Raw genomic sequence first — 21,867 nt, 5'->3', positions numbered from 1 at the left:
GAGGGCCAGTAATGAAAATTTTTGATTGTAGTGAAGTAGTGGGAAAGCAAATCACAGCATTTCAATCTAATTTCATAATGTCGAAAATATTAAATCATCAAGGGAAAATACATATTGGTGCTATGCATTTAAAAGAGAATGGAATAATTGGATATCATGAAGCAGTTGTATCGCAACTGCTTCTTATTGTGGGCGGCGAAGGATATGTATGCGGAGAAGATAAAGAAAAAGTGAAGGTGAAAGCGGGACAAGCTGTGTTTTGGGAGAAGGGCGAATTTCATGAAACGAGTACGGAAAAGGGGTTGATGGGAATTGTTATGGAAGCGGAGGAACTGGAACAATCGATATTAATGCCTATTAAAGAGGAGAGTTGTGAAAAATGATAGAAAAGGCAAATCGGGAAGAAACGGGCAAAATAATACAATATGCAGCTCAATCACTTTTTGAAGGGACAAGAGGGAATTGCCAGTTAAGTACAGAGAAAGCAATTGAACTTACAAGGCCGATTGTAGAAAAGGGAGCATATTATTTAGTCGTTAAAGAAGAAAACAATGTAATGGGATGGATATTAATAGGGGAAAATACGGACTATTTTTCTCATGAAAAACTAGGGTTTATATACGAATTGTATGTTTTTCCAGAGTACCGTGGGAAAGGATTGTCAAGAAAGTTAATGGAGGCTGGTATTAAGGAATTACAAAAGAATTATTCAGAAATTCGTTTAAATGTATTTGCTGGAAATTTTGCGAAAGAGATGTACGAAGAGTTTGGGTTTGTTGAAAGACAGGTAATTATGACTTTGAAGTGAGAACAATAGGCTTGAACGGGAGAGGGGAAAGAATGAGAAAAGAAAATGAGTATGTTTCGTATTTACAAAGGGTTTGTCCTGAATTATAAATAAAATCAGCTAATATAAATGAAGTTGGCCAAAATAATGATGTATTAATTGTAAATGATAATGTAGTATTCCGTTTTCCGAAATATGAAAAAGGTATTCAGAAACTTCGAATAGAAATACAGTTGTTAGAGAAAATAAGATCCTTCATTACGCTTCAAATTCCCAACCTAAGTTATCAAAGGTTTCACGATGAAGTAACAGGGAAAGTATTTGCAGGATATGAAATGATTGAAGGGGAACCGTTTTGGAAAATTTTTTTTACGGGAATAAATGAAGAAAAGCAATTACAGAAACTTGCGTGCACATTGGCGGGATTTTTAAAAGAGTTGCACGAAATTCCGTTATCTACATTTGAAGGTATTATGCAATATGATAGTGCTGATATGTATTCAGAAATAAATAGTTTGTATAGTCAATTAAAAGATTATGTTTATCCATATATGAGAGAAGAGGCAAAAAAAGAAGTTTCATTATCTTTTGAAACGTATTTAAATGAAGAGAGTCATTTTAATTTTACATCGAGTCTTGTTCATGGGGATTTTGGCATGACAAACATTTTATATAGTGCAACAAAAAAGGATATTTCAGGAGTCATAGATTTTGGTGGTGCGAGCATTGGGGATCCTGCTTATGATTTTGCAGGGATATTAGCTAGTTATGGAGAGGAGTTTTTACAACTATTTGCAGCCCATTATCCTAATTTAGAAGTAGTAAAGGAACGAATGTATTTTTATAAGAGTACATTTGCGCTTCAAGAAGCATTATTTGGTGTACTAAATAATGATAAAAAAGCCTTTGAAGCTGGAATAGCACCGTATGTATAAAAGCCGATTTTAAATCGGCTTTTTATTATCGATACATCGTCCACATTCCGATATCTTTAAACCCTAATCGTTTATAAATTCGTCCAGCAGTCGGATTGTTATAAAACAAGCAAAGTGTTCGGCCTTCATTCGTAAAGTCCCGAATCATTTTCTGTAATATAAGCGAAGCATAACCGCTCCCGCGATAATTCGGGTGTGTACATACTCCAACTATCATGGCGGATAATGAATTCTCAGCGGAAGTTGAGGCAGATGCAATAATAGCGCCGTTTTTTTCAATATAATACGTACGTCCTGTATTTGTTTCGAGAGCTTGTCTTAGTATATTTTCTGATTCATTAGCAGTCGGGAATTCAGCTATGTTACTTCGTAATTGCATTATTCGCTGTACATCATCTAGTGTGGCAAGTTTAATTGTTTCTTGGACAGGCGTAATAGGTAAGTTGTTGTCATTTAGACATTCACAAAAATACATTTCATTTTTGACACCTAGTTGTATACTCGGAGCGGTTTCAAATTTTTCTACAATAGTTGATTTGCCAGAGATTTTAAGCGGCCTATAGGCGGAAATAAGTGCCTCATAATCAATGGTAACAAATTCTTCTTTACTATAGGGTATAAATGCATCATGGAAGCGGAGTAAAATCGATTTTAATGTTCCATTCTCTTTAAATACGCCCTATAATTCTTGAAAGTCTGTTTCATAACCGAAAGCTTCTAAATCCCCAATAATAAACAAGTTAAGGGCTGCTTCTTCTTTTAGGTAAGCGAATACTTGTTCATGATCTTTCTTTGTTAATTTTCTCATCATAAAGAATCCACCTCTTTTTTTATTTTTCTAAATATTACAACTTAAGTTTTTTGAAATCAATATAAAATTTTATGTTTAGTTCACCAACTTTCGGAAAAACTAGGAAAGATATGACAAAGGAGGTTATGAACGGTGGATCATCCAATTCAAGGGTTAATGAAAGCGGCAATGGAAAATTTAAAAGAAATGGTCGATGTAAATACGATTGTTGGAGAGCCTGTTCAAACGGCTGACGGTGGTGTGGTGTTAACGGTTTCTAAAGTAGCGTTCGGGTTTGGAGCAGGAGGTTCTGATTTCCAAACGAATGATGGACAAAGAGCGAACGGTAACCCTGCATTTGGTGGCGGTAGCGCGGGTGGTGTTTCTATTACACCAGTAGCATTTCTTGTAGTGAATAAAGATGGAGTAAATATTCTGCATCTACAAAATGCGACACATTTAGCAGAAAAAATGATTGAATTAGCTCCACAAACAATTGATAAAATTCAATCGATGTTCCAAAAAGATGAAAAGAAAGAGGGAAATCATCATCCTCAAAACCCAGATGAAATCCTTTAAAAACGCCTGCTTACGAGCAGGCGTTTTTTCTTGTAATCACTATGTAATAAAACACATGAAATTGTAAATAGTTTTTGAATTTTTTTCTATGTTTCTAAAATTTTTCATGTTAAAATATGCTATAGAATTGAAACATATAAAACGAAGGTGGCTAGGTGCTTTGTCTGGAGGATCTGACCAAGTAAAGAATATGATATATATTAATGGTAATCGTCGGGGTCATTGTTTTATTACATCAGGAATTACGTTTAAAGAGTTTGCAAGTAACATCCCTTCACCGCTTCATCAAGTGTTGCTTTTGAAGCATAACTTTGAATGGACAGATTTTCATTATCATACTTTATTTGAATATGTTGAGGAAGAAAATATACATAAGCTAATTCAAGCAGAGATTGATGAATTTGATGAATTTTGTTGGGTAGATTTTGATGATGCAAGCGATTTAGATGAATTAGAGCCAAAAGAAATTGCGGAGCTTTTATATTTGGCTCACAAAAAAGAACCACTTGCAAGAACATTCTTTCCGCTATTGAAAAATAGATTTGTTTATTTTTCACATGATGATGGATGGTACAACAAAGTGTATTATCGTAGAATTGCTGATTTTGTAGGAATGTTAAGTAAAGTCATTCCTTATAAACTCGGTGCTTTCGGTAAGAAACGTTTTTCTTTGTTCCAAAAATCGAAAATTTTCCCAGCAATTTCGAAAGAAGTGATTATGGGGCTTATTCCATTAATGGAAGATGGTCTTTATATTGATCTAGCAGGGAAAATAGAGTCAAGAAGAGGTCTTGAAATTCCGGTATATGTAGTTGGTTCGTATGAAAGTACGGATGAGGTACTAGATAATATCGATGAATTGAAAGAAGAAGCAACAGAGACAGGTTGGCTCATTTTTGATAAGAAAGAACAGGAATGGCAATGGGTTGTGGACTAAGAAAACTTGGCGCATGAAGTCAAGTTTTCTTGTCATTTGAAAGGAGTACAAATGAAGAAATATTATACAATTGTGGGTGTGATAAGTATTATTCTTGTGACGATTTTACTTATTACTTGTCCGAAAGAATCAGATTTTAAAGTGTATGTAGAGGACAAGTATGCATTGAAATGTGACGAGAGTAGTTTTGAATGCACACAAAATGTAGATGGTAAAACAGAAAAACTACAATTTGAAAGTACAGATGCACGAAATAGTGTATTCTTTATGACTGTAAAGCAAACATTTAAAACAGAAGCTGGTGTTACGAAAGAATATAGCGGAGTAGGAATGTTTGGTACATTTCTTTTTGTTTCAGAGAAGACTTTCTAGTAATAGAAGGTCTTTTTCTTATGCTTATGTTCATATAGATGAAGTAAGACAAGCATAGGAGGGGTAGTAATGAAGAATACATGTATCGTTTGCGGTGGTGAGGAGTTTTTTTCCTCAACTTTGTATGCACGTACGAAACAAGATTGGGCATATGCACAAAATATGTATCGATTTGAAAAGGTGTTTATTGAGCATCGGGACGAAGAGAATTATCCAGTGTTTCAAGAAATTACAGCGAAACATTGCTGTGGATGCGGTCATATTATGTTGTATCACGAATGAACACACCAAGTATAACTTGGTGTGTTTTTTTTAAAACGCTGACAAAGCAAGCGGATAGAGTAAAGTAAATAAAACAGAAAAACTACCAAAACCAATTGCTGTATATCCAAGTGTTCTTGCTCCGAAATTGACAGCTAATAAGCCGACTAAAATCGCAAGAGAGCCGAGTGTAACCGGATAAAATGCAATTGAGAAAAGCGAAAGAAATAAAGCGACATAGCCTACCATTGCACCGGTATTTGTACCTTCTATTTCATTTGCAATTTCTTTCCGGTTATGTCTAATCGGAATGCCAGCTGGTGATATTTCAGCTGCATACTCTTCGTTTTTTTCACCACTTTTAAAATGATGATTTCTCTTTCTTCGCATGTACATCCCTCTCTTTCAATTGGGTGTACCTATAGTATCCTACATAAAGAGAAGAACATGAGTATGAGTTAAACCCAGGTAAAGCAAAAATTGGAGAATAAAGATTCCATTATTAGCTGGTACATCTCCTAATGAAGATAAACAGGAATTTTGGAAAATGATGTAGAATGAAATGAGTGATAAAACGTGAAGGCAGGGGAATGTATGACGAAATTTAATTGGCATGAATCAGCAGAGAAAAAATGGGATAGTAGTGCAGAATTTTGGACTCAAAATAGTCAAGAGATGTGGGACAGCGGGAGTAGGAGTACAATCATTCCATTTTTTGAACAATATGTGAAAAAAGAAGCTCAAGTGCTCGATGTTGGTTGTGGTGATGGATACGGTACATATAAATTAAGTTGCGCGGGCTATAAAGCAGTTGGAGTAGATTTATCAGAAGTGATGATTCAAAAAGGGAAGGGGCGCGGAGAAGGACCGAATTTATCTTTTATAAAAGGGGATCTTTCTTCCTTGCCATTTGAAAATGAGCAATTTGAATCAATTATTGCAATAAATTCTTTAGAATGGACCGAGGAGCCATTACGGGCATTAAATGAGATAAAGCGCGTTTTAAAAAGCGATGGGTATGCATGTATTGCAATTCTAGGGCCGACAGCAAAACCACGAGAGAACAGTTATCCTCGTTTATACGGCAAAGACGTTGTTTGTAATACGATGATGCCGTGGGAATTTGAACAGTTAGCGAAAGAACAAGGTTTTGAAGTTATAGATGGCATCGGTGTATATAAGCGCGGAGTAAATGAGAAGATGCTAGGTCAACTACCTATCGAGTTACAACAATCGTTAACATTCTTATGGGTATTTATGCTAAAAAATGCATAAAGAAATGAAAGAATTTTTAGGAGGTAAATAAGTGCAGAAAATACAAAAAACTGATACAATATCATCAGAACCAATTAAAGGGGGACTAGGGTATATGACAACTACTACAACAGTTAAATCCGACATTGAAATCGCACAAGAAGCGAGTATGAAGAAGATTCAAGAAATTGCAGCTGAATTAAATATTTTAGAAGATGAATTAGAGCCATACGGGCATTATAAAGGTAAGTTATCTCTTGACATTTTTAAGCGCTTACAGAACGAGAAAGACGGTAAAGTTGTTTTAGTAACAGCGATTAACCCAACTCCAGCTGGAGAAGGTAAATCAACAGTAACAGTTGGTTTAGGTCAAGCTTTTAATAAAATTGGTAAGAAAACAGTAATTGCACTTCGCGAACCATCTCTTGGACCAACGATGGGGCTAAAAGGTGGAGCAGCAGGTGGTGGTTTTTCACAGGTTGTACCTATGGAAGACATTAACCTTCACTTTACTGGAGATATCCATGCGATCACAACTGCTAATAACGCGTTAGCAGCGTTTATTGATAATCATATCCAACAAGGAAACACACTTGGAATTGATACACGTAAAATCGTTTGGAAACGCTGTGTTGACTTAAATGATCGTGCCCTTCGTAACGTAGTAATTGGTCTTGGTGGACCAGTTCAAGGTGTACCACGTGAAGACGGTTTTGATATTACAGTAGCATCTGAAATTATGGCGGTATTCTGCCTTGCAACAGATATTCAAGATTTAAAAGCGCGTCTATCTCGCATCGTAGTTGCTTATAACTTTGCAAATCAACCTGTAACGGTTAAAGATTTAGGTGTAGAAGGTGCGTTAACATTATTATTAAAAGATGCATTAAAGCCAAACTTAGTACAAACGTTAGAAAATACACCAGCTATCATTCACGGCGGACCATTTGCGAATATTGCTCACGGTTGTAACAGTGTTATCGCTACAACAATGGCAGCAAAATTAGGTGATTATGTTATTACAGAAGCTGGATTCGGTGCTGATTTAGGTGCAGAGAAGTTTTTAGATATTAAAGCTCGTGCAGCTGGCATTAAACCAGAAGCAGTTGTTATTGTTGCGACTATTCGTGCGCTTAAAATGCATGGTGGTGTAGCAAAAGATCAATTAAAAGAAGAAAATGTAGACGCATTAGCAAAAGGTATGGAAAACTTACAGAAGCATGTTGAAACAATTCAAAGCTTCGGTGTACCTTTCGTAATTGCAATTAATAAATTTATTACAGATACAGATGCAGAAGTTGCATACTTACAAGAGTGGTGCAATGAGCGTGGCTATGCAGTATCCTTAACGGAAGTTTGGGAAAAGGGTGGCCAAGGCGGAGTTGACCTTGCTGAAAAAGTGTTAAAAGAAATCGAAAAAGGTGAGAACAACTACGCACCACTTTATGAATTAGAATTACCATTAGAAGAAAAAATTCGTACAATTGCTCAAAAAGTGTATGGTGCAAAAGATATTGAGTTTGCTCCGAAAGCACGTAAGCAATTAGCTCAATATGAAGGAGAAGGATGGAGTAACCTACCAATTTGTATGGCTAAAACACAATACTCTCTTTCTGACGATGCAACAAAATTAGGTCGTCCATCTGACTTTATCGTTACAATTCGTGAGCTAAAACCATCTATTGGTGCAGGGTTTATCGTTGCGTTAACAGGTACAATGTTAACAATGCCAGGCCTTCCAAAACAGCCAGCAGCACTACAAATGGATGTAAATGAAGATGGAAAAGCAGTAGGTTTATTCTAAAAGGTTGTAATTCATCTCGTTTATCTGTAAACTATATATACATCAAGTGGCGCCTTTCCATCGAAAGGCGCCTGTTTTTTGGAGGAAATTATGTTTGATCCAACTGCTTTTGATAATTTAAAAGTAATCGTAGAAGGTGCTGTTTATGATTTTGATTTACATGGAGATATTCTTGTAACAGATCGAAAAGATATGATGGACCTGGCCTCATTAAGTCGTATATACCATATTTCATTTCAATTAACAGAACCGTTCGAACAGGTAGTAAAAGCAACATTTTCACTATCTGTAGATGCAAAGAACTTGTCTGGTGAAATATTGGAAGTACCACAATTTACACCAGGTTGTGAAATGAAGTTAGCATTTTCATTCCCGATAGAAAAGCCAGAGGTAGTGTGTGAAGAAATTGAAACTTTCATGCATTCTATATGGGGAAAAGAAAGAATGATTACGCAAAAAATTTCATACGAATATAATAAGCAAGCGATTTCATATCATAATAAGGTAGAGGTTCTATTTCAAAAAGCGATTACAGAAGACCATGTTGATGATTTAATAGCTGTTATTTCACACATGATAGAAACGGTGCGAACAATACAACATTTTCTTCAAAAATAGAGATAAAGGAGAAAAACAAATGATAAAAGATATGCAACCATTTTTACAACAAGCTTGGGAGAAGGCTGGTTTTAAAGAATTAACTGAAATTCAAAAACAAGCGATTCCAACTATTTTAGAAGGACAAGACGTTATAGCTGAATCTCCAACTGGAACAGGAAAAACATTAGCGTACTTATTACCCCTTTTACATAAAATTAATCCTGAAGTAAAACAACCACAAGTTGTTGTTTTAGCGCCAACACGTGAGCTTGTTATGCAAATTCACGAAGAGGTTCAAAAGTTTACAGCAGGGACTGAAATTTCAGGGGCATCTTTAATTGGTGGTGCAGATATTAAGCGCCAAGTTGAAAAATTAAAGAAACACCCGAGAGTAATTGTCGGTTCACCAGGACGTATTTTAGAATTAATTCGAATGAAAAAGCTAAAGATGCATGAAGTAAAAACGATTGTATTTGATGAGTTTGATCAAATTGTAAAACAAAAGATGATGGGCGCAGTACAAGATGTAATTAAATCTACAATGCGAGATCGTCAATTAGTATTCTTCTCGGCGACAATTACAAAAGCGGCAGAAGATGCTGCACGTGATTTAGCAGTTGAACCACAATTAGTACGTATAACACGTGCAGAGTCAAAAAGCTTAGTTGAGCATACGTATATCATTTGTGAGCGACGCGAAAAAAATGATTACGTAAGAAGAATTATGCATATGGGCGATGTAAAAGCAGTTGCTTTCTTAAATGACCCATTCCGTTTAGATGAAATTACTCAGAAATTGCAGTTCCGTAAAATGAAAGCAGCAGCTCTTCATGCAGAAGCAGGTAAGCAAGAGCGTGAAGCAACGATGCGTGCTTTCCGCGGCGGGAAATTAGAAATTCTACTTGCTACTGATATTGCAGCACGCGGTATTGATATTGATGATTTAACACATGTAATTCACTTAGAATTACCAGACACAGTAGACCAATATATTCATCGCTCAGGACGTACTGGACGTATGGGTAAAGAAGGAACTGTTGTATCTCTTGTAACTCCACAAGAAGAGCGTAAATTACTGCAATTTGCGAAAAAACTAGGCATCGTATTTACGAAGCAAGAAATGTTCAACGGATCATTTGTAGAAACGAAACCGAAAGCACCAAAGAAAAAGAAACCAGCATTTACTGGGAAGAAAAAGCCTAGATAAATAATTAGGGAGACGTAACTATTTGTAGTTACGTCTTTTTTATTTGCAATTGAATAATACAAGGAGTTTTATTAATGGTTATTAAAATGTATCTATTATCACTTTTTAAATCAACATATGTACAAGGAAGTAATATAAAGAGAGTCGAATATTAAACTGATGCGAAATAATAAAAAGAAGGTACATATATGGATAGGAAATTAGGAATGTTTTTGAATACGAAATATATTGAAGTAAACGAAGGAATACAAAAAGCAAGGGAATGGGATTTAGAATATATTCAATTATATGCTATGAATAAAAACTTCAACTTAGCTAATATTCCAATGGTAGAGTGGAGTGCTTTAAAGAAAAGCTTATCCTTTAATGGAATAAAGATTCCGTCATTGGCAATTAGCTTTGGAGAAAATGGAATTATAGGAATAGAAGCTGACAGTGCAATAGATCAGATTAAATATATTACTGACAGAGGTTTGGAGCTGGGAGCAAAGACCATAACAGCTCATATTGGGAAAGTTCCAGGTGATGAAAAAAGTGAGTACTATGATAAAATGGTACGGATTTGTTATGAGATTGGGGGATTAGTGTTCAAATTTGGGGGAGTCTTTGCTATTGAGACGGGATCTGAAAAAGCAATAGTATTAAAAAGATTTTTAGAAACTGCAAACTCGAAAGGACTAGCGGTTAACTTTGATCCAGCAAACTTAATAAGTGATGTAAATGAAAATCCGGAAGAAAGTTTATTACTATTAAAAGATTATATAGTACAAACTCATATTAAAGATTGTAAAGAAGTGAAAAGTAATGGTTCGAGTAAGTATATAGAAGTAGCAGCAGGAAATGGTGAAGTAGATTTCGATATATTCTTCAAGGTATTAGATGAAATTGGATTCGACGGATATAACATGATTGAAAGAAATAATTATTTTGACGAACTGGATGGGATGAGTCAGTCGATAAATTTTGCAAAGAAGTACATACCAACTCAAAAGGAATAAAGATAGCACTTGTAGAAAGCTACATAGAATATAAAAACCATTAGGGGGAAATGAAATGATTCATAAAGTTGGACAAATTATGTTATATGTAAATAATCAAGATGAGGCAGTAAACTTTTGGACGGAAAAGGTAGGGTTTCATGTAGTTACAGAGGAAGATAACAAGCAAGGAATGAGATGGATTGAAATCGCTCCAACTAGCGGTGCAGAAACGAGCATTATATTACATAATAAAGAAGTGATTTCTAAAATGAGCCCAGAATTAAATCTTGGTACACCGTCCCTAATGTTCTTCTCAGAAAATCTTGATCAATTATATACAGATTTAAAAAATAAAAATGTTACTGTTGGCGAAATGGTAACTATGCCTTCTGGTAAAGTATTTAACTTTGCTGATAGTGAAGGGAATTATTTTGCGGTTATGGAAAAGAACAAATAATAATATTGTTTTGTGAAAATCCCCCTCAAATATATTGAGGGGGATTACATGTTTGAAGTGGATTTTTCATTAGAGAGTTGATTAATATAAAATACGCCTTTTTCAATAGCTGTCTCAATATAACCAACGATTTGATTAAACGTAAATACTTGTAAGTCTTCATGCAGATGTTGCTCTGGATACAACATATCTTCAAAAAGATACTTCCGAAAAGCTAATACGTTTTCTTTAGAAACCTCTTCAATATCCATAATGTGAGCCTCTTGATTGAGAAGAGAGAAGAGCCGTTGTTCGTTATCGTAATGATGAAGTAACTTTGCATTTAACAATTTAAAATCGTTATAGTACATAGGTGCGATCGTTGCGTCATTTTCTATTCTATTTTTTAGCCACGGTAGAAAGAAGCCGCTTAGCCAATTATCATCGGCAATGAGATGAGTGTAATAACCTAAAAGAAAAGGGGAATCCATATGAACTTTATATTTTTGAAAAAAAGAATTGAAATCTATCCTTCTCGTATAGTTTTTCGTTGTGCCAGCGTAAAAGTGTGAAGCGCCTTTTTCTTCTACTGAATGAACAGCATCAGGGGCTACACCTCCAAGTATGAAAGAAGTTTTATCTTGAATACATAGTTTTTCGGCAATCTTGTTGGCGATAATAGCATGCATAATTCGTGATCCCATGAATGACACCTCGATTTCAAGTATTCATTTCAGGAAGAGGACTGGACAGTTAGTATTACTTTCCCTGTACTTTTTCTACTTTCGACCCATTCATGTGCTTTCCCTGCATCTTGAAGTGGAAAAGATTTCGTAGCCTTAATTTGCAAACTTCCGTCACGTAAATAACGGAAAACTTCATGTGCTGTTTCTTGGAGTAGTTCAGGACGTTTTTTTCGTGTAGTGCCGAAGCTAAAACCGAGTATAGAGCGGCAACTTGCGTGTAAATCTTTCGTTTGAAAGTTACCAATTTCACCGCTTGCATTTCCGAAATGAACGAGGCGACCGTAATAAGCAAGACATTTTAAACTTCTTTCCGAAACCGTTCCAGAAATAGAATCTAAAATTACATCAACCCCTTCACCATTTGTCAGCTCATTGACTTTCTCTACAAAATCCTCATCTTGATGACAAATAACATAATCAGCTCCAGCGTCTAAAGCGATTTTACTTTTCGATTCATTTCCCACAGTACCGATAACAGTTCTGGCCCCTAATAGTTTTGCAAGTTGAATTGCTGTCGTACCAATTCCGCCAGCCGCTGCATGAATGAGTACAGACTCACCTTGTTGAAGCCTTGCAACATTTGAGAGTAAATTATAGCTTGTAAAAGATACAATTGGACAAGCAGCGGCAGTTTGAAAATCGACTTTATCCGGTAAAACGAAAGTAAGGTTTTCGTTTGCGACAACGTATTCTGCGTAAGATCCCTTTTGAGGAAAAGCAATGACACGTTGTCCAGGATAAATATTTTTCACATTAGAACCGACACGTTCTACAATACCAGCGGCATCTATCCCTGGTATAAAAGGTAGTGCTGTATTTCCTTTTTTGCCATAACGCGATTTAATATCAGCGAAATTTACACTAGTAGCAACAACGCGAATCAAAACTTGATCTTCTGAAACAGTCGGCATAGCCACATCTGTATATTTCATCACTTCAGGACCACCGAATGACGTTACAACGATAGCTTTCATTATATATCCTCCTAAATTTGATTATATAAATTATTTTAAATCTTCATTAGAAATTGGAAAATTATATAATAGTTATGCGACTTTATAAGTGAAGCTTATGAACTCATTCGATCATTATATTAATTTATATAAAACTTTTTGGGGAAATCGAACGAAATCTCAATTACTTGCCAATATATAGTATAAGACAAAGGAGGGAAGGTACATGAAGGATGAAATGGTGTATATAAATTTAATCCATTTAACTTTATCAGGCAATAAAGAAGCATATAGCGATTTGTATGATAAAACGATTCAAGAAGTATATAAGACAGCACATTTTTTAATAGAGGATAAAACAGATGTAGATGATGTCGTTCAAGAAATATACATACAACTATATGAATCGCTTCGTAAGTATGATAGCGAGAAGCCATTTCGTCCTTGGCTAATTGGACTTGCGATTAAACAAATTCACTCTTATAGAAGAAAGAGGTGGATGCGACTACGCATTATAAAAAAAGCAGAAGAGCAAAGAAAACCAGTACAAATTGATTTTTCTAACGATGTTGTAAGTAAAATATCAAATCAAAAACTAATCGAACTCATTCATAATTTACCATATAAATTGAAACAAGTTATTATTTTAAGATACTTACACGATTATTCACAAGAAGAAGTAGCACAAATATTACATATTCCAATTGGTACAGTAAAATCTAGAATTCACGCGGCATTAAAGAAACTACGTCAAAAAGAGCAAATAGAAGAAATCTTTTTAGGAGAGGTAGGGAATGTGAAATGAGTTTAGATTGTAGAGTTAGAGAATCTATACAAGAAGAAGCGAAGGGAATTGTTGCCCCGCCGGAGTTAAAAGAAAAAGTAATTGTTCAAATTGCAATGAAACGCGGGGGGAGTAAGAGGAAGAAACGACTTATTGCAGGAGTACTTGCAGCGGCTTTTTTAATCCCGACGACTGGTTTTGCATATCAATCTATTATGGCGGATGGTATATACGGATCTTTCGAGAATTTAAAAAAACATGCCGGAACGATGACATTAGAGGCGTATATGCGTTTAAATGCAAAATTATCAGAAGCGAAAGATGAGATGGGTGCGAAGGAATATGAAGAGTTTACAAAAGAACTAAAAAAATTAACAAATGCAAAGCTTGCGTACGGAGATTCAAACGGTAATATTGATTATGATCAATTATCACCAGGAAAAAGAGAAGAGATGAAGAAGGTAAGTATGGGGCTTCAACCATACTTTGATAAATTAAATGGTCATAAATCTAGTAAAGAGGTATTAACACAAGAAGAGTTTGACCGTTATGTGGAAGCTTTAATGACATATGAAATCGTACAAGTAAAGACAAAATCAACTGGTGGGATGAAAGTAGAAGAAGTACCTGAGGCGTACAAAGAAAGATTTATTAATGCGGAGCAGTTTATGGAGTATGTAGATGAAAAGGTGAGATAAGTAAAAAAGCTCATAGCCCAAGCTGTGAGCTTTTCTTATTGAAATATAAATATATTAACCACCTATTCCTTTTGCTAGCAATAGGAAGTATACAACTACTAATATTACGCCATTTAATGCCGTACCAACTATTCCGAATAACCAATTCTTTGATGTGATTGCAAAAATAATACCGAGTAATGAAAGTATAGCTAGAATCGTAATAATTAAGGTTAAATTTGCATTAGGTCCTCTGAGGATAAAGAAAGAACATATACTTGCGAGAAACATTAGACATGAGAATCCAAAAAGTCTATACATAATAATTCTCCCTTAGTTGAAGTGTCACTTAACTTAGTACACGATTTTCTTTAGTTTAGCATAAATTTCCTAGTATATATTGAATATGTAAAAAATAAAAAACGAGTATATAATCTATGTGATTGTATACTCGTTTTATTATTATTTAAATTTCCTTACCGCATGAATAGCGACTCTTACAAGTAATATCGCACTTATAAATAAACCACCGTAACCAACGAAACTTAAAAATTGAACATTAGGTTCTTTTGCATACAAGTCAGGGCAGAATTATCTTGATTTGCTTAATAAAGTGAAAGTGGGAAATCCCTTAGTTATATTCCTTACTATTCTCTTTGTCTTTTTGTATAAAACAATCTAAAAGAGAATAGCCAGCTATTAAACTTATTATCGTAACAAAAGTTGTATTTATAAGAATAATATTAGTTAAATAGGGTAGGTATGCACCAACTGGTGAAAAGAGTAGAGCTGGAGAAAAGGAAATGAATAGCGTAGGCACAGTAATAGCGATAAATTTATCCGGTTGAAAGCGCCAGTTTTGTTTACTCGTTTCGCGATTAATCGATTGAAGGAATCGTAATAAAATGCCGACTATAAGAGGGAAGAGTGTAAAGTAGAATAATCTTGGATACACGTTAAAGTTTGCCTGCGCATCTGTATCTAAATAAAATTGAATTTTCACACCGACGAATAATAATAAGACGATAAATAATGTAAAGCAGAGGTATAGCATTACTTTTTGCATTGCATTCCACCATCCTTTACTCAAAATATATTCAAAAAAAGAAGAGATATACAATAATCACTGTTGTATATCTCTTCTTTTACGGTTAGTTAATAGTGGAGTTTGCTTTTTCTTGCTTCGTGAAATAATCTATAATGCCCATCGCGCTAATTTCTATATCTAGATGTAAAATGTTATAAACGGAATGATCTGATGGGACGTTTAATTTTGTAAGGTGAGAAGAGATTTTATCCATTAATACAGTTTGTAAGACTTTAGTCGCTTCGTCAAAATCATTATATTGTTCAAAGACCTCTTTTCCAGTATGAACGAAAATAGGTAACCAATGTTCCAGTTGGTTATATACTTCTGTAACATTGGATGATGCGCCGTAATGGCCGAAATAAATAGTATCTACATTCATACTTTGAATATAATTTTTAGAAGCAATCATCGCATCTGGTTGGAATTGTGAAGGAGACGTTGATGGTAAATATAGTTCTACACCAAGGTCTGCGAGTTCTCTATAATAGATGCCAATTGTATCGCCAGTAAAAATGCCGTTTGTTAATGAATCGTGAATGCTAATATGGTGCTTAGCATGTCCCGGTGTATCGTAAAATGTAAGTGTACGATCTTCGGCAATTTTTAACGTATCACCATGTTGTACAATACGAACACGTTCTTCTTCTATAGGAAGAATTGGATCAAATAGTTTATCGAAATCTTCTTTGTATACAGCTTTTGCGCCTAAAATAAGTTTTGTTGGATCAATCATATGACGAGCACCGCGAGAATGCACATATAAAGTAGCATTTGGGCATTTTTCCATCATTAAACCAGCAGCCCCGGCGTGATCTAAATGAACATGTGTAACGATAATGTTTTTTACATCGTTTAAATCAATATGTAATTGTTGTAAGCCATCTAAAATATACGGAAGAGAAGGGGCTGCACAAGTTTCAATTAAAGTAATATCGTCACCTAATAAAACGTACGTACCAGTTCGTTCATTATGTTGTAAATCGAAATCATCAATCAGATATAGGTGAGAAGATAATTGCTCTACTTTTTTCATCATTACCACTCCTTATTTACTGCATGTTTCTATTATACGCTAAAATAGAAAAAAGGCAGAAAACGAAAGTTTCGTCTTCTGCCTTTTTAAAGTGTTGTTATTTTGCTTGTTCTTTATTGATAGACATAACGAACAGTCCAACTATGCCACCTACGATTGGAAGCATAATCTCTCCTGCTAAATTAAAGTAGGAGCTTAAAAATAAACCATTTACATCGATTACCCAGCCAATCACATACAATAACATCATATATAGTACGAAATAAAACTCGCGATTTGAAATCGTTTCATGTTGTGCAGTTTTCATAATGAACACCATCCTTTTCTTTTATAATGGAATATAAACTGTCACATTTTGTTCACAATTTAATTGTAAAACTTTCCAACATAAAAGTCTAGTAGTTTGTGTCGAATTTTCAAACAGAAATAAAGCGCTATCATTTCGGAGTGTAAGTACGTAATAAGAGCTGTATATTCATGAATGTAGTATAGTATAAACATAGAATGATAGTGAAGAGAGGGGTAAGGACAATGACAGTTTATGATTTTTCAGCTAAAACGATAACAGGAGAAGATAAATCATTAAAAGATTACGAAGGAAAAGCGCTTCTTATTGTAAATGTAGCTAGCAAGTGTGGTTTTACACCACAATATAAAGGATTACAAGAAGTATATGATAAATATAAAGACCAAGGACTTGAAATACTCGGTTTCCCTTGTAACCAATTCGGAGGACAAGAACCAGGTACAGAAGCGGATATTACTAGTTTTTGTGAATTAAACTATGGTGTGAATTTCCCGATGTTTGCAAAGATTGATGTGAAAGGTGATAAAGCTCATCCTCTGTATACATATATGACAGAACAAGCACCAGGTTTACTCGGTATGAAAGCAGTGAAATGGAACTTTACGAAGTTTCTAATCGGAAAAGACGGGAAAGTAGTAGGGCGTTTTGCGCCGCAGACAAAGCCGGGAGATTTAGAGGTTGAGATTGAGAAGGTACTTGGAGAATAAAATAGGAGTTTCACATTATTAAAAAACGCCTCAAAGAACAATGTAGTTCTTTGAGGCGTTTTCGTTCAACTCATATTATCAAGATTAAATCGCTGAATAGAAGTCATTTGATTTAGGCGGAGAAGCTGCTTTTTTCATAAGGATTTCCCATAAGTGTACGGATTTTTCCCATTCTGCTGCAGCCTGTCCCTTTTGATACATAGCGTTCTCATAACTAAAAGTAAGTTGTTGCATATCGGCCGAGTTGTAAAGTGTATCGATGTGGAGAGCATATTCTCGGAATGTTTGACTTTCACCTCGTCGTATACCGATTCGCGCAAATTGTTTTAAAAGTGCGCCATAAGCTTTGCTATAAACAGCATCATCTTTTCGGTATTTATAGAAAAGAATGATAAAAAATGTAATCCATTTCATTCTAGTAGCGAAGAGAGTGTATCCTATAATACTAATTAGTATCGAAGAGAGGAATACGTACCACCAAGAAAATCTATTTTTAGCATTTGTAATCTTTTTAGTAGGAGCTTCTTCTGTATCTTCTATTAAACTTTTGAGCTTTGCTTCATTGTTTCTTTGGTGCATTTGCTCGTTTTGAGAATTAGTTTCTTCGCTATTTTGTATAGTAGGAGCAGGAGTATTATTTGTGAAATTATAGGGATTAGTAAATCCTTTTGTTGGTTCGAATGGAATCCATCCGTATCCAGGGAAGTATACTTCGACCCAAGAGTGTGCGTTATCGTTCGCGATTTTATAAACATCCTCACCTTCTGCAGAGGCAAGCGTATTATCAAGAGTTCCTTCCGTATAACCTTTTACCCAGCGAGCAGGAATCCCGGCGGAACGAAGTAACACGATCATAGATGTCGAGAAATTACTACAGTAGCCGCTTTTTGTATCAAAAAGGAATTGATCTACATAATCTTGATTTTTGGCAGGGAACGAGACATTCATTGTTTCATATACAAAAGAATGGCCGGAAAAGTAGTTTTCAATAGCCAATACTTTATCATATCGGCTGTCTTTATCATTTGTTAGATTAACAGCTAAGTCTCTTACTCGCTGCGGTAATGATTCGGGAAGTTGCGTGTACTTTGTCATGAAATAAGGATTTGTTTCTTGGCCTTCATTCGTTTTTACAACTTTCAAGTTTTCTATGGAAAATTCCGGGACCTCATATGTTACTTTATATGAATGTAAAGTAGTAGAAGAATTTCCATCCATCGTATAGATTTTTTCTGAAAATGGGTCAACGCTGTATGATACATTAGAAGAAGCTTCAACTGATACTAACCCTGCTGGATAGGTAAGGTGAGGATAACTTTTTTGCATGTTGATTGTTGCCTTTGTTGTCTCCGTTTTTGTATTTTGTTCGTACCAGCTCACGACGTCATTTTTATTTTTAAAAGAAACCTTTTTTTGATTTTCAGAAACTTCCCAGCCTTTTCCTGTATAAAAATCTTTCGTTTCGACTCTCCAATATTGTTTGTTTTGCGTTTGTGCTGTGAAAACAATTGTAGGATCAGCCTCAAAAGGACCACCTAATCTCGAGTCATCTAAACCATACCCAATTCTAGAAACTTCTTGCTGATTACTTGCTTCGGATGTGTTGAATTTTAAAAAATCCATTGGGTTTGACCATTGAGGACCAAATTTTGGAGCGAAGTATGCGATGGTCGCTGACAATACAATAAACACTGTAAGAGGTCTAAGTAATTTTGAGATTTCTCTAGCATAATTTTGTAAGTGTTCCATCTCTTTTATTCGTTCTATGCGAAGAAGACTAAGCATAAAGAAGCCGATGACAACAGTACGAATAATAGCGTAGTTTGCATTGTATAAATGTAAGTTATGAAAAACGGTGATATAAATAATAGTCAATATAAGAAATAACAACCCACGTTTTTTATGAATCATCCAAAAAGAAATGAAAGCACTCAAAAACCAAAATGATAAAAAAAATAAAAGTGTTGGAAAAACTGGAGAGATATCTAGTAAATTCCCCTGGAATAACAAGGAGGCATTTCGAGAAATATCAGTAAAAAATTTCATTAGCCAAGATGGATTTATAAAAGCGTTTTTATAATACAGGAAATGAATGATGAATAAAATTGTGACGATCTTTATAGGAATCTGCCACCTTGTTTGAAAAAAAGAGAGAGTTAAGCAAATACCTATAAATATTACAAAAATATCTAATCTACCTACGTTTGTAATACCTATGAGGGGCCTTAGCCATTCTAGTAAAAGTAGAAATGCGCATGCATGCATGAAAAATCTAGTCATATCCAATTGTTTTTTTGCCTGTAATGTTATCATTTGCTCACCTCAAAAAACACGGTTGTATACTGGTTTCCATAAACCACATTTACAAATATTTTTCGTTTTTGTAGAGTTTCTAGAATACTGAGTTCTCGATGTGAGAGTTGGTTTGCTTTTTCTTTTACGACAAACACCATTAATTTTCTATTTTTTATAGCAGCAAAGTCAGCCGCCTTTTGAATATCGGGAGAAAGATCGCTTGTCACGAGTATAATCGTGACGGGTTCATAAATTTTTCTTAATTCCATTTCTACACTCCGTGAGAGCGGGAATACACTATCTGCTTGTACTTTCGCTAAATGACAAAAGATTTGATGCAACTGACTATCTCCATTGTCTAAAGGGAAGAAAGTTCGTTCTTTTCCGACAGAGACGAATGACGCTGGTGAATTTTGCTTCAAGACAGACCTGACAATAGAGGCAGTAAATGTGACGACTGGTTCGAATAGAGGGGATGGGGTTCTGTCAATGAATATCATAATATTATGGCTGCGCTGTTGTTCAAACTCTTTCGTCATAATGTTGTTTGTTCGTGCAGTTGCTTTCCAATCAATCCATGAAAAGCGGTCACCAGGTTTATAGTCTCTCACACCGACAGAAATGGTAGAGTCTTTTACTAAATTTATATTTGCTGAAAGTGCTCCTTGTTCGAAATGATTTTCCATTTGTCGATATGTTATATCTACATACTGAGGATAGACTAAAAATGTATCTGGAACTGAAAAAGTTATTTCTTTCTCTATCATACCGAATAAATCGCCAGTTTTGACACGTACGCTTGAAAAAGAGTGCTCTCCTCTAGGGATTGTGTCAATTGCATATTGAAACGAAATATTTCGTTTCAATCCTGGAAAGAGTATTACTTTATTCATCTTCGTTTGTTTACAATTTGTAAATCGTGATGGTAGCACATCTTCTATAATTAAATAAAGTAAGGGAAAAGGAAAACTTCTTTTTATTGTAATCGTACTTAAAAATGGTTCTCCTGCTACATATTCGTCTTGATTTGTTATTCGTTTTACATCGGCGTTCCGTAAAGCATAGAAGGGGATTAATAGTGAATAAAGGCCAATAGGAATCATACTGTAAAACAAAAACCAACTTACAAATCCTCCTTGAAGCATAGCGTATACAAATGTTAAGACTAGGCATAACGGAATGAGTGATAACTTAGTAAAATGATAGAGTGATCGTAGTATTCGTTCCATCAAAGGTTCATCTTCTTTTGAGTCGGTACGGTAGTTCGTGCAACGATTTTTGCGATAACTTGTTCTCCTGTAATTCCTTCAAATTTTGCTTCCATTTTTAGAATGAGTCTGTGAGCCAATACGTAAGGAGCTAAAAATTTAATATCGTCTGGAATAACATAATTTCTTCCATGGATAAAAGCATAAGCTTGTGAAGCTTTCATTAAAGCAATCGAGCCACGCGGACTTGCACCAAGTTGTATAGAACTATAAGAACGAGTTTGACTAACAAGCTTTACAATGTAATGCTTGATTGCCTTGTCCATACTTACTTCCCGTACGCTTTGTTGTAAATAAAGTAATTCTTCTATTGTAGTAATAGCTTGTAAATGGGAGAGGGGATTCGTTTTTTCCATCCGGTTTAAAATTTCAAATTCTTCTTCTGGTGTAGGATATCCCATTTTTAGTTTCAACAAGAAACGATCGAGCTGTGCTTCTGGTAAAGGATATGTTCCCTCATATTCGACCGGATTTTGTGTAGCCATTACAAAGAACGGTTTTGGTAACGGTCTTGTTATGCCATCTATTGTAATATTACCTTCTTCCATACTTTCAAGTAAGGCAGACTGTGTTTTTGGAGATGTACGATTAATTTCATCAGCAAGTATAAAATTCCCCATGATTGGTCCAGGCTTGAACTCAAATTGGAGCTCTTTCGGATTATAAATAGAAACACCTGTAACATCTGATGGCAGTAAATCAGGTGTGAATTGAATGCGCTTGTAATCAGCATCAATAGATTTAGAAAGAGCACGTACTAACATTGTTTTCCCAACGCCAGGAACATCTTCTAATAGTACATGACCTTCAGCTAAGAGAGCTGTCAAAGCTAAGATCGTTTCTTTTCGCTTTCCGACCATTAACTTTTCAATATTGTTAATTATTTTTTCTATAATGGGATGTAATGAATCAAGCTGGTGCATCGTAATCCTCCTAATGTTATTATCGTTTTCTAATCTATTTAGTGGAAAATATAATTTATCTTTCTATTTGTGAGTAGTGAAACTCTTATCTTTAATTCTAAGAATATTCAGATTATTTATCGGATTACATCTAGTATAATTG

General features: G+C 35.0%; 26 protein-coding genes and 1 pseudogene. 16 read left to right on the top strand and 11 right to left on the bottom strand.

The genetic code is table 11. The features are described 5' to 3' along the window. The first annotated feature begins 11 nt into the window (after positions 1–11). The 3 genes from AABL52_RS16595 to AABL52_RS16585 all read left to right on the top strand — a co-directional run bounded on the left by AABL52_RS16595 (position 12) and on the right by AABL52_RS16585 (position 1,722). Complete coding sequence (locus AABL52_RS16595; protein ID WP_341517976.1) at positions 12–383, top strand: cupin; 372 nt, start codon at positions 12–14, stop codon at positions 381–383. Then, on the top strand, positions 380–808 hold the full coding sequence (locus tag AABL52_RS16590) for a GNAT family N-acetyltransferase (protein WP_098486394.1): 429 nt from the start codon (positions 380–382) through the stop codon (positions 806–808). Before AABL52_RS16595 ends, AABL52_RS16590 begins: the two co-directional genes overlap by 4 nt. Positions 809–897: 89 nt before the next feature. Further along, positions 898–1,722 (top strand): phosphotransferase family protein, encoded by an 825-nt coding sequence (locus tag AABL52_RS16585; protein WP_341519734.1) that lies wholly within the window; start codon positions 898–900, stop codon positions 1,720–1,722. 25 nt (positions 1,723–1,747) lie between these two features. Here the strand turns inward: AABL52_RS16585 and AABL52_RS16580 are convergent. After that, positions 1,748–2,533 (bottom strand): annotated as a pseudogene (locus AABL52_RS16580) (GNAT family N-acetyltransferase). 132 nt (positions 2,534–2,665) lie between these two features. Here AABL52_RS16580 and ytfJ point away from each other — a divergent pair. From ytfJ to AABL52_RS16560, 4 genes are all read left to right on the top strand, one after another. Beyond that, positions 2,666–3,091: a GerW family sporulation protein gene (gene ytfJ / locus AABL52_RS16575; RefSeq protein ID WP_000349987.1), complete on the top strand. Its 426-nt coding sequence runs from the start codon at positions 2,666–2,668 to the stop codon at positions 3,089–3,091. 160 nt (positions 3,092–3,251) lie between these two features. Further along, positions 3,252–4,028: a hypothetical protein gene (locus AABL52_RS16570; protein WP_000014093.1), complete on the top strand. Its 777-nt coding sequence runs from the start codon at positions 3,252–3,254 to the stop codon at positions 4,026–4,028. A 51-nt stretch (positions 4,029–4,079) separates the two neighbouring features. Further along, positions 4,080–4,400 (top strand): hypothetical protein, encoded by a 321-nt coding sequence (locus AABL52_RS16565; RefSeq protein WP_341517975.1) that lies wholly within the window; start codon positions 4,080–4,082, stop codon positions 4,398–4,400. Between the two features lie 69 nt (positions 4,401–4,469). Continuing rightward, positions 4,470–4,682 (top strand): hypothetical protein, encoded by a 213-nt coding sequence (locus AABL52_RS16560; protein WP_000798748.1) that lies wholly within the window; start codon positions 4,470–4,472, stop codon positions 4,680–4,682. A 30-nt stretch (positions 4,683–4,712) separates the two neighbouring features. On the opposite strand, the gene AABL52_RS16555 is transcribed toward AABL52_RS16560, so the two are convergent. After that, entirely contained in the window at positions 4,713–5,051 is a 339-nt protein-coding gene (locus tag AABL52_RS16555; RefSeq protein ID WP_001253205.1) for a hypothetical protein, read from the bottom strand. Positions 5,052–5,255: 204 nt separating this feature from the next. Between AABL52_RS16555 and AABL52_RS16550 the strand changes: the two genes are divergently transcribed. The 6 genes from AABL52_RS16550 to AABL52_RS16525 all read left to right on the top strand — a co-directional run bounded on the left by AABL52_RS16550 (position 5,256) and on the right by AABL52_RS16525 (position 10,963). After that, positions 5,256–5,936 (top strand): class I SAM-dependent methyltransferase, encoded by a 681-nt coding sequence (locus AABL52_RS16550; RefSeq protein WP_098258623.1) that lies wholly within the window; start codon positions 5,256–5,258, stop codon positions 5,934–5,936. A gap of 94 nt (positions 5,937–6,030) precedes the next feature. Next, complete coding sequence (locus AABL52_RS16545) at positions 6,031–7,719, top strand: formate--tetrahydrofolate ligase (RefSeq protein ID WP_012644371.1); 1,689 nt, start codon at positions 6,031–6,033, stop codon at positions 7,717–7,719. Positions 7,720–7,809: 90 nt separating this feature from the next. Beyond that, positions 7,810–8,337: a hypothetical protein gene (locus AABL52_RS16540; RefSeq protein WP_149237467.1), complete on the top strand. Its 528-nt coding sequence runs from the start codon at positions 7,810–7,812 to the stop codon at positions 8,335–8,337. 19 nt (positions 8,338–8,356) lie between these two features. Beyond that, positions 8,357–9,526, top strand: coding sequence for a DEAD/DEAH box helicase (locus AABL52_RS16535; RefSeq protein WP_341517974.1), 1,170 nt, complete (start codon positions 8,357–8,359; stop codon positions 9,524–9,526). Between the two features lie 188 nt (positions 9,527–9,714). Next, the gene (locus tag AABL52_RS16530; protein WP_341517973.1) at positions 9,715–10,524 is read left to right on the top strand and encodes a sugar phosphate isomerase/epimerase family protein; all 810 of its coding nucleotides are present in this window, start codon (positions 9,715–9,717) and stop codon (positions 10,522–10,524) included. Positions 10,525–10,579: 55 nt separating this feature from the next. After that, a complete protein-coding gene (locus tag AABL52_RS16525; protein WP_341517972.1) occupies positions 10,580–10,963 on the top strand; it encodes a VOC family protein in 384 nt (127 codons plus the stop codon). A gap of 44 nt (positions 10,964–11,007) precedes the next feature. On the opposite strand, the gene AABL52_RS16520 is transcribed toward AABL52_RS16525, so the two are convergent. Further along, a complete protein-coding gene (locus AABL52_RS16520) occupies positions 11,008–11,646 on the bottom strand; it encodes a zinc dependent phospholipase C family protein (RefSeq protein WP_341517971.1) in 639 nt (212 codons plus the stop codon). Positions 11,647–11,675: 29 nt separating this feature from the next. After that, complete coding sequence (locus AABL52_RS16515; RefSeq protein WP_341517970.1) at positions 11,676–12,662, bottom strand: quinone oxidoreductase family protein; 987 nt, start codon at positions 12,660–12,662, stop codon at positions 11,676–11,678. Between the two features lie 205 nt (positions 12,663–12,867). On the opposite strand from AABL52_RS16515, the gene AABL52_RS16510 reads away from it, so the two are divergent. Further along, a complete protein-coding gene (locus AABL52_RS16510; protein ID WP_341517969.1) occupies positions 12,868–13,446 on the top strand; it encodes a sigma-70 family RNA polymerase sigma factor in 579 nt (192 codons plus the stop codon). Next, entirely contained in the window at positions 13,443–14,123 is a 681-nt protein-coding gene (locus AABL52_RS16505) for a DUF3600 domain-containing protein (protein ID WP_341517968.1), read from the top strand. Before AABL52_RS16510 ends, AABL52_RS16505 begins: the two co-directional genes overlap by 4 nt. 54 nt (positions 14,124–14,177) lie before the next feature. On the opposite strand, the gene AABL52_RS16500 is transcribed toward AABL52_RS16505, so the two are convergent. The 4 genes from AABL52_RS16500 to AABL52_RS16485 form a co-directional block, all read right to left on the bottom strand. Further along, positions 14,178–14,423 (bottom strand): hypothetical protein, encoded by a 246-nt coding sequence (locus AABL52_RS16500; RefSeq protein ID WP_000285969.1) that lies wholly within the window; start codon positions 14,421–14,423, stop codon positions 14,178–14,180. A gap of 310 nt (positions 14,424–14,733) precedes the next feature. Next, the gene (locus AABL52_RS16495) at positions 14,734–15,168 is read right to left on the bottom strand and encodes a hypothetical protein (RefSeq protein WP_001174526.1); all 435 of its coding nucleotides are present in this window, start codon (positions 15,166–15,168) and stop codon (positions 14,734–14,736) included. A gap of 85 nt (positions 15,169–15,253) precedes the next feature. Next, positions 15,254–16,225: an MBL fold metallo-hydrolase gene (locus AABL52_RS16490; protein ID WP_341519733.1), complete on the bottom strand. Its 972-nt coding sequence runs from the start codon at positions 16,223–16,225 to the stop codon at positions 15,254–15,256. A 97-nt stretch (positions 16,226–16,322) separates the two neighbouring features. Next, positions 16,323–16,532 (bottom strand): DUF3925 family protein, encoded by a 210-nt coding sequence (locus AABL52_RS16485; RefSeq protein WP_000844973.1) that lies wholly within the window; start codon positions 16,530–16,532, stop codon positions 16,323–16,325. A 224-nt stretch (positions 16,533–16,756) separates the two neighbouring features. Between AABL52_RS16485 and bsaA the strand changes: the two genes are divergently transcribed. Then, positions 16,757–17,239 (top strand): glutathione peroxidase, encoded by a 483-nt coding sequence (bsaA, locus tag AABL52_RS16480; protein ID WP_000219423.1) that lies wholly within the window; start codon positions 16,757–16,759, stop codon positions 17,237–17,239. An 84-nt stretch (positions 17,240–17,323) separates the two neighbouring features. Here the strand turns inward: bsaA and AABL52_RS16475 are convergent, their stop codons facing one another. From AABL52_RS16475 to AABL52_RS16465, 3 genes are read right to left on the bottom strand one after another with little or no spacing between them, the layout of a single operon-like run. Further along, on the bottom strand, positions 17,324–19,552 hold the full coding sequence (locus AABL52_RS16475) for a transglutaminase TgpA family protein (protein WP_341517967.1): 2,229 nt from the start codon (positions 19,550–19,552) through the stop codon (positions 17,324–17,326). Then, on the bottom strand, positions 19,549–20,763 hold the full coding sequence (locus tag AABL52_RS16470; protein WP_341517966.1) for a DUF58 domain-containing protein: 1,215 nt from the start codon (positions 20,761–20,763) through the stop codon (positions 19,549–19,551). Before AABL52_RS16470 ends, AABL52_RS16475 begins: the two co-directional genes overlap by 4 nt. After that, the gene (locus AABL52_RS16465; protein WP_341517965.1) at positions 20,763–21,725 is read right to left on the bottom strand and encodes an AAA family ATPase; all 963 of its coding nucleotides are present in this window, start codon (positions 21,723–21,725) and stop codon (positions 20,763–20,765) included. Before AABL52_RS16465 ends, AABL52_RS16470 begins: the two co-directional genes overlap by 1 nt. Positions 21,726–21,867: the final 142 nt, after the last annotated feature.

This window comes from Bacillus paramobilis (genome assembly GCF_038096195.1).
In the GTDB taxonomy this organism is placed as follows: Bacteria; Bacillota; Bacilli; order Bacillales; family Bacillaceae_G; genus Bacillus_A; species Bacillus_A mobilis.
This window is presented reverse-complemented; position numbering and strand designations above follow the sequence as displayed.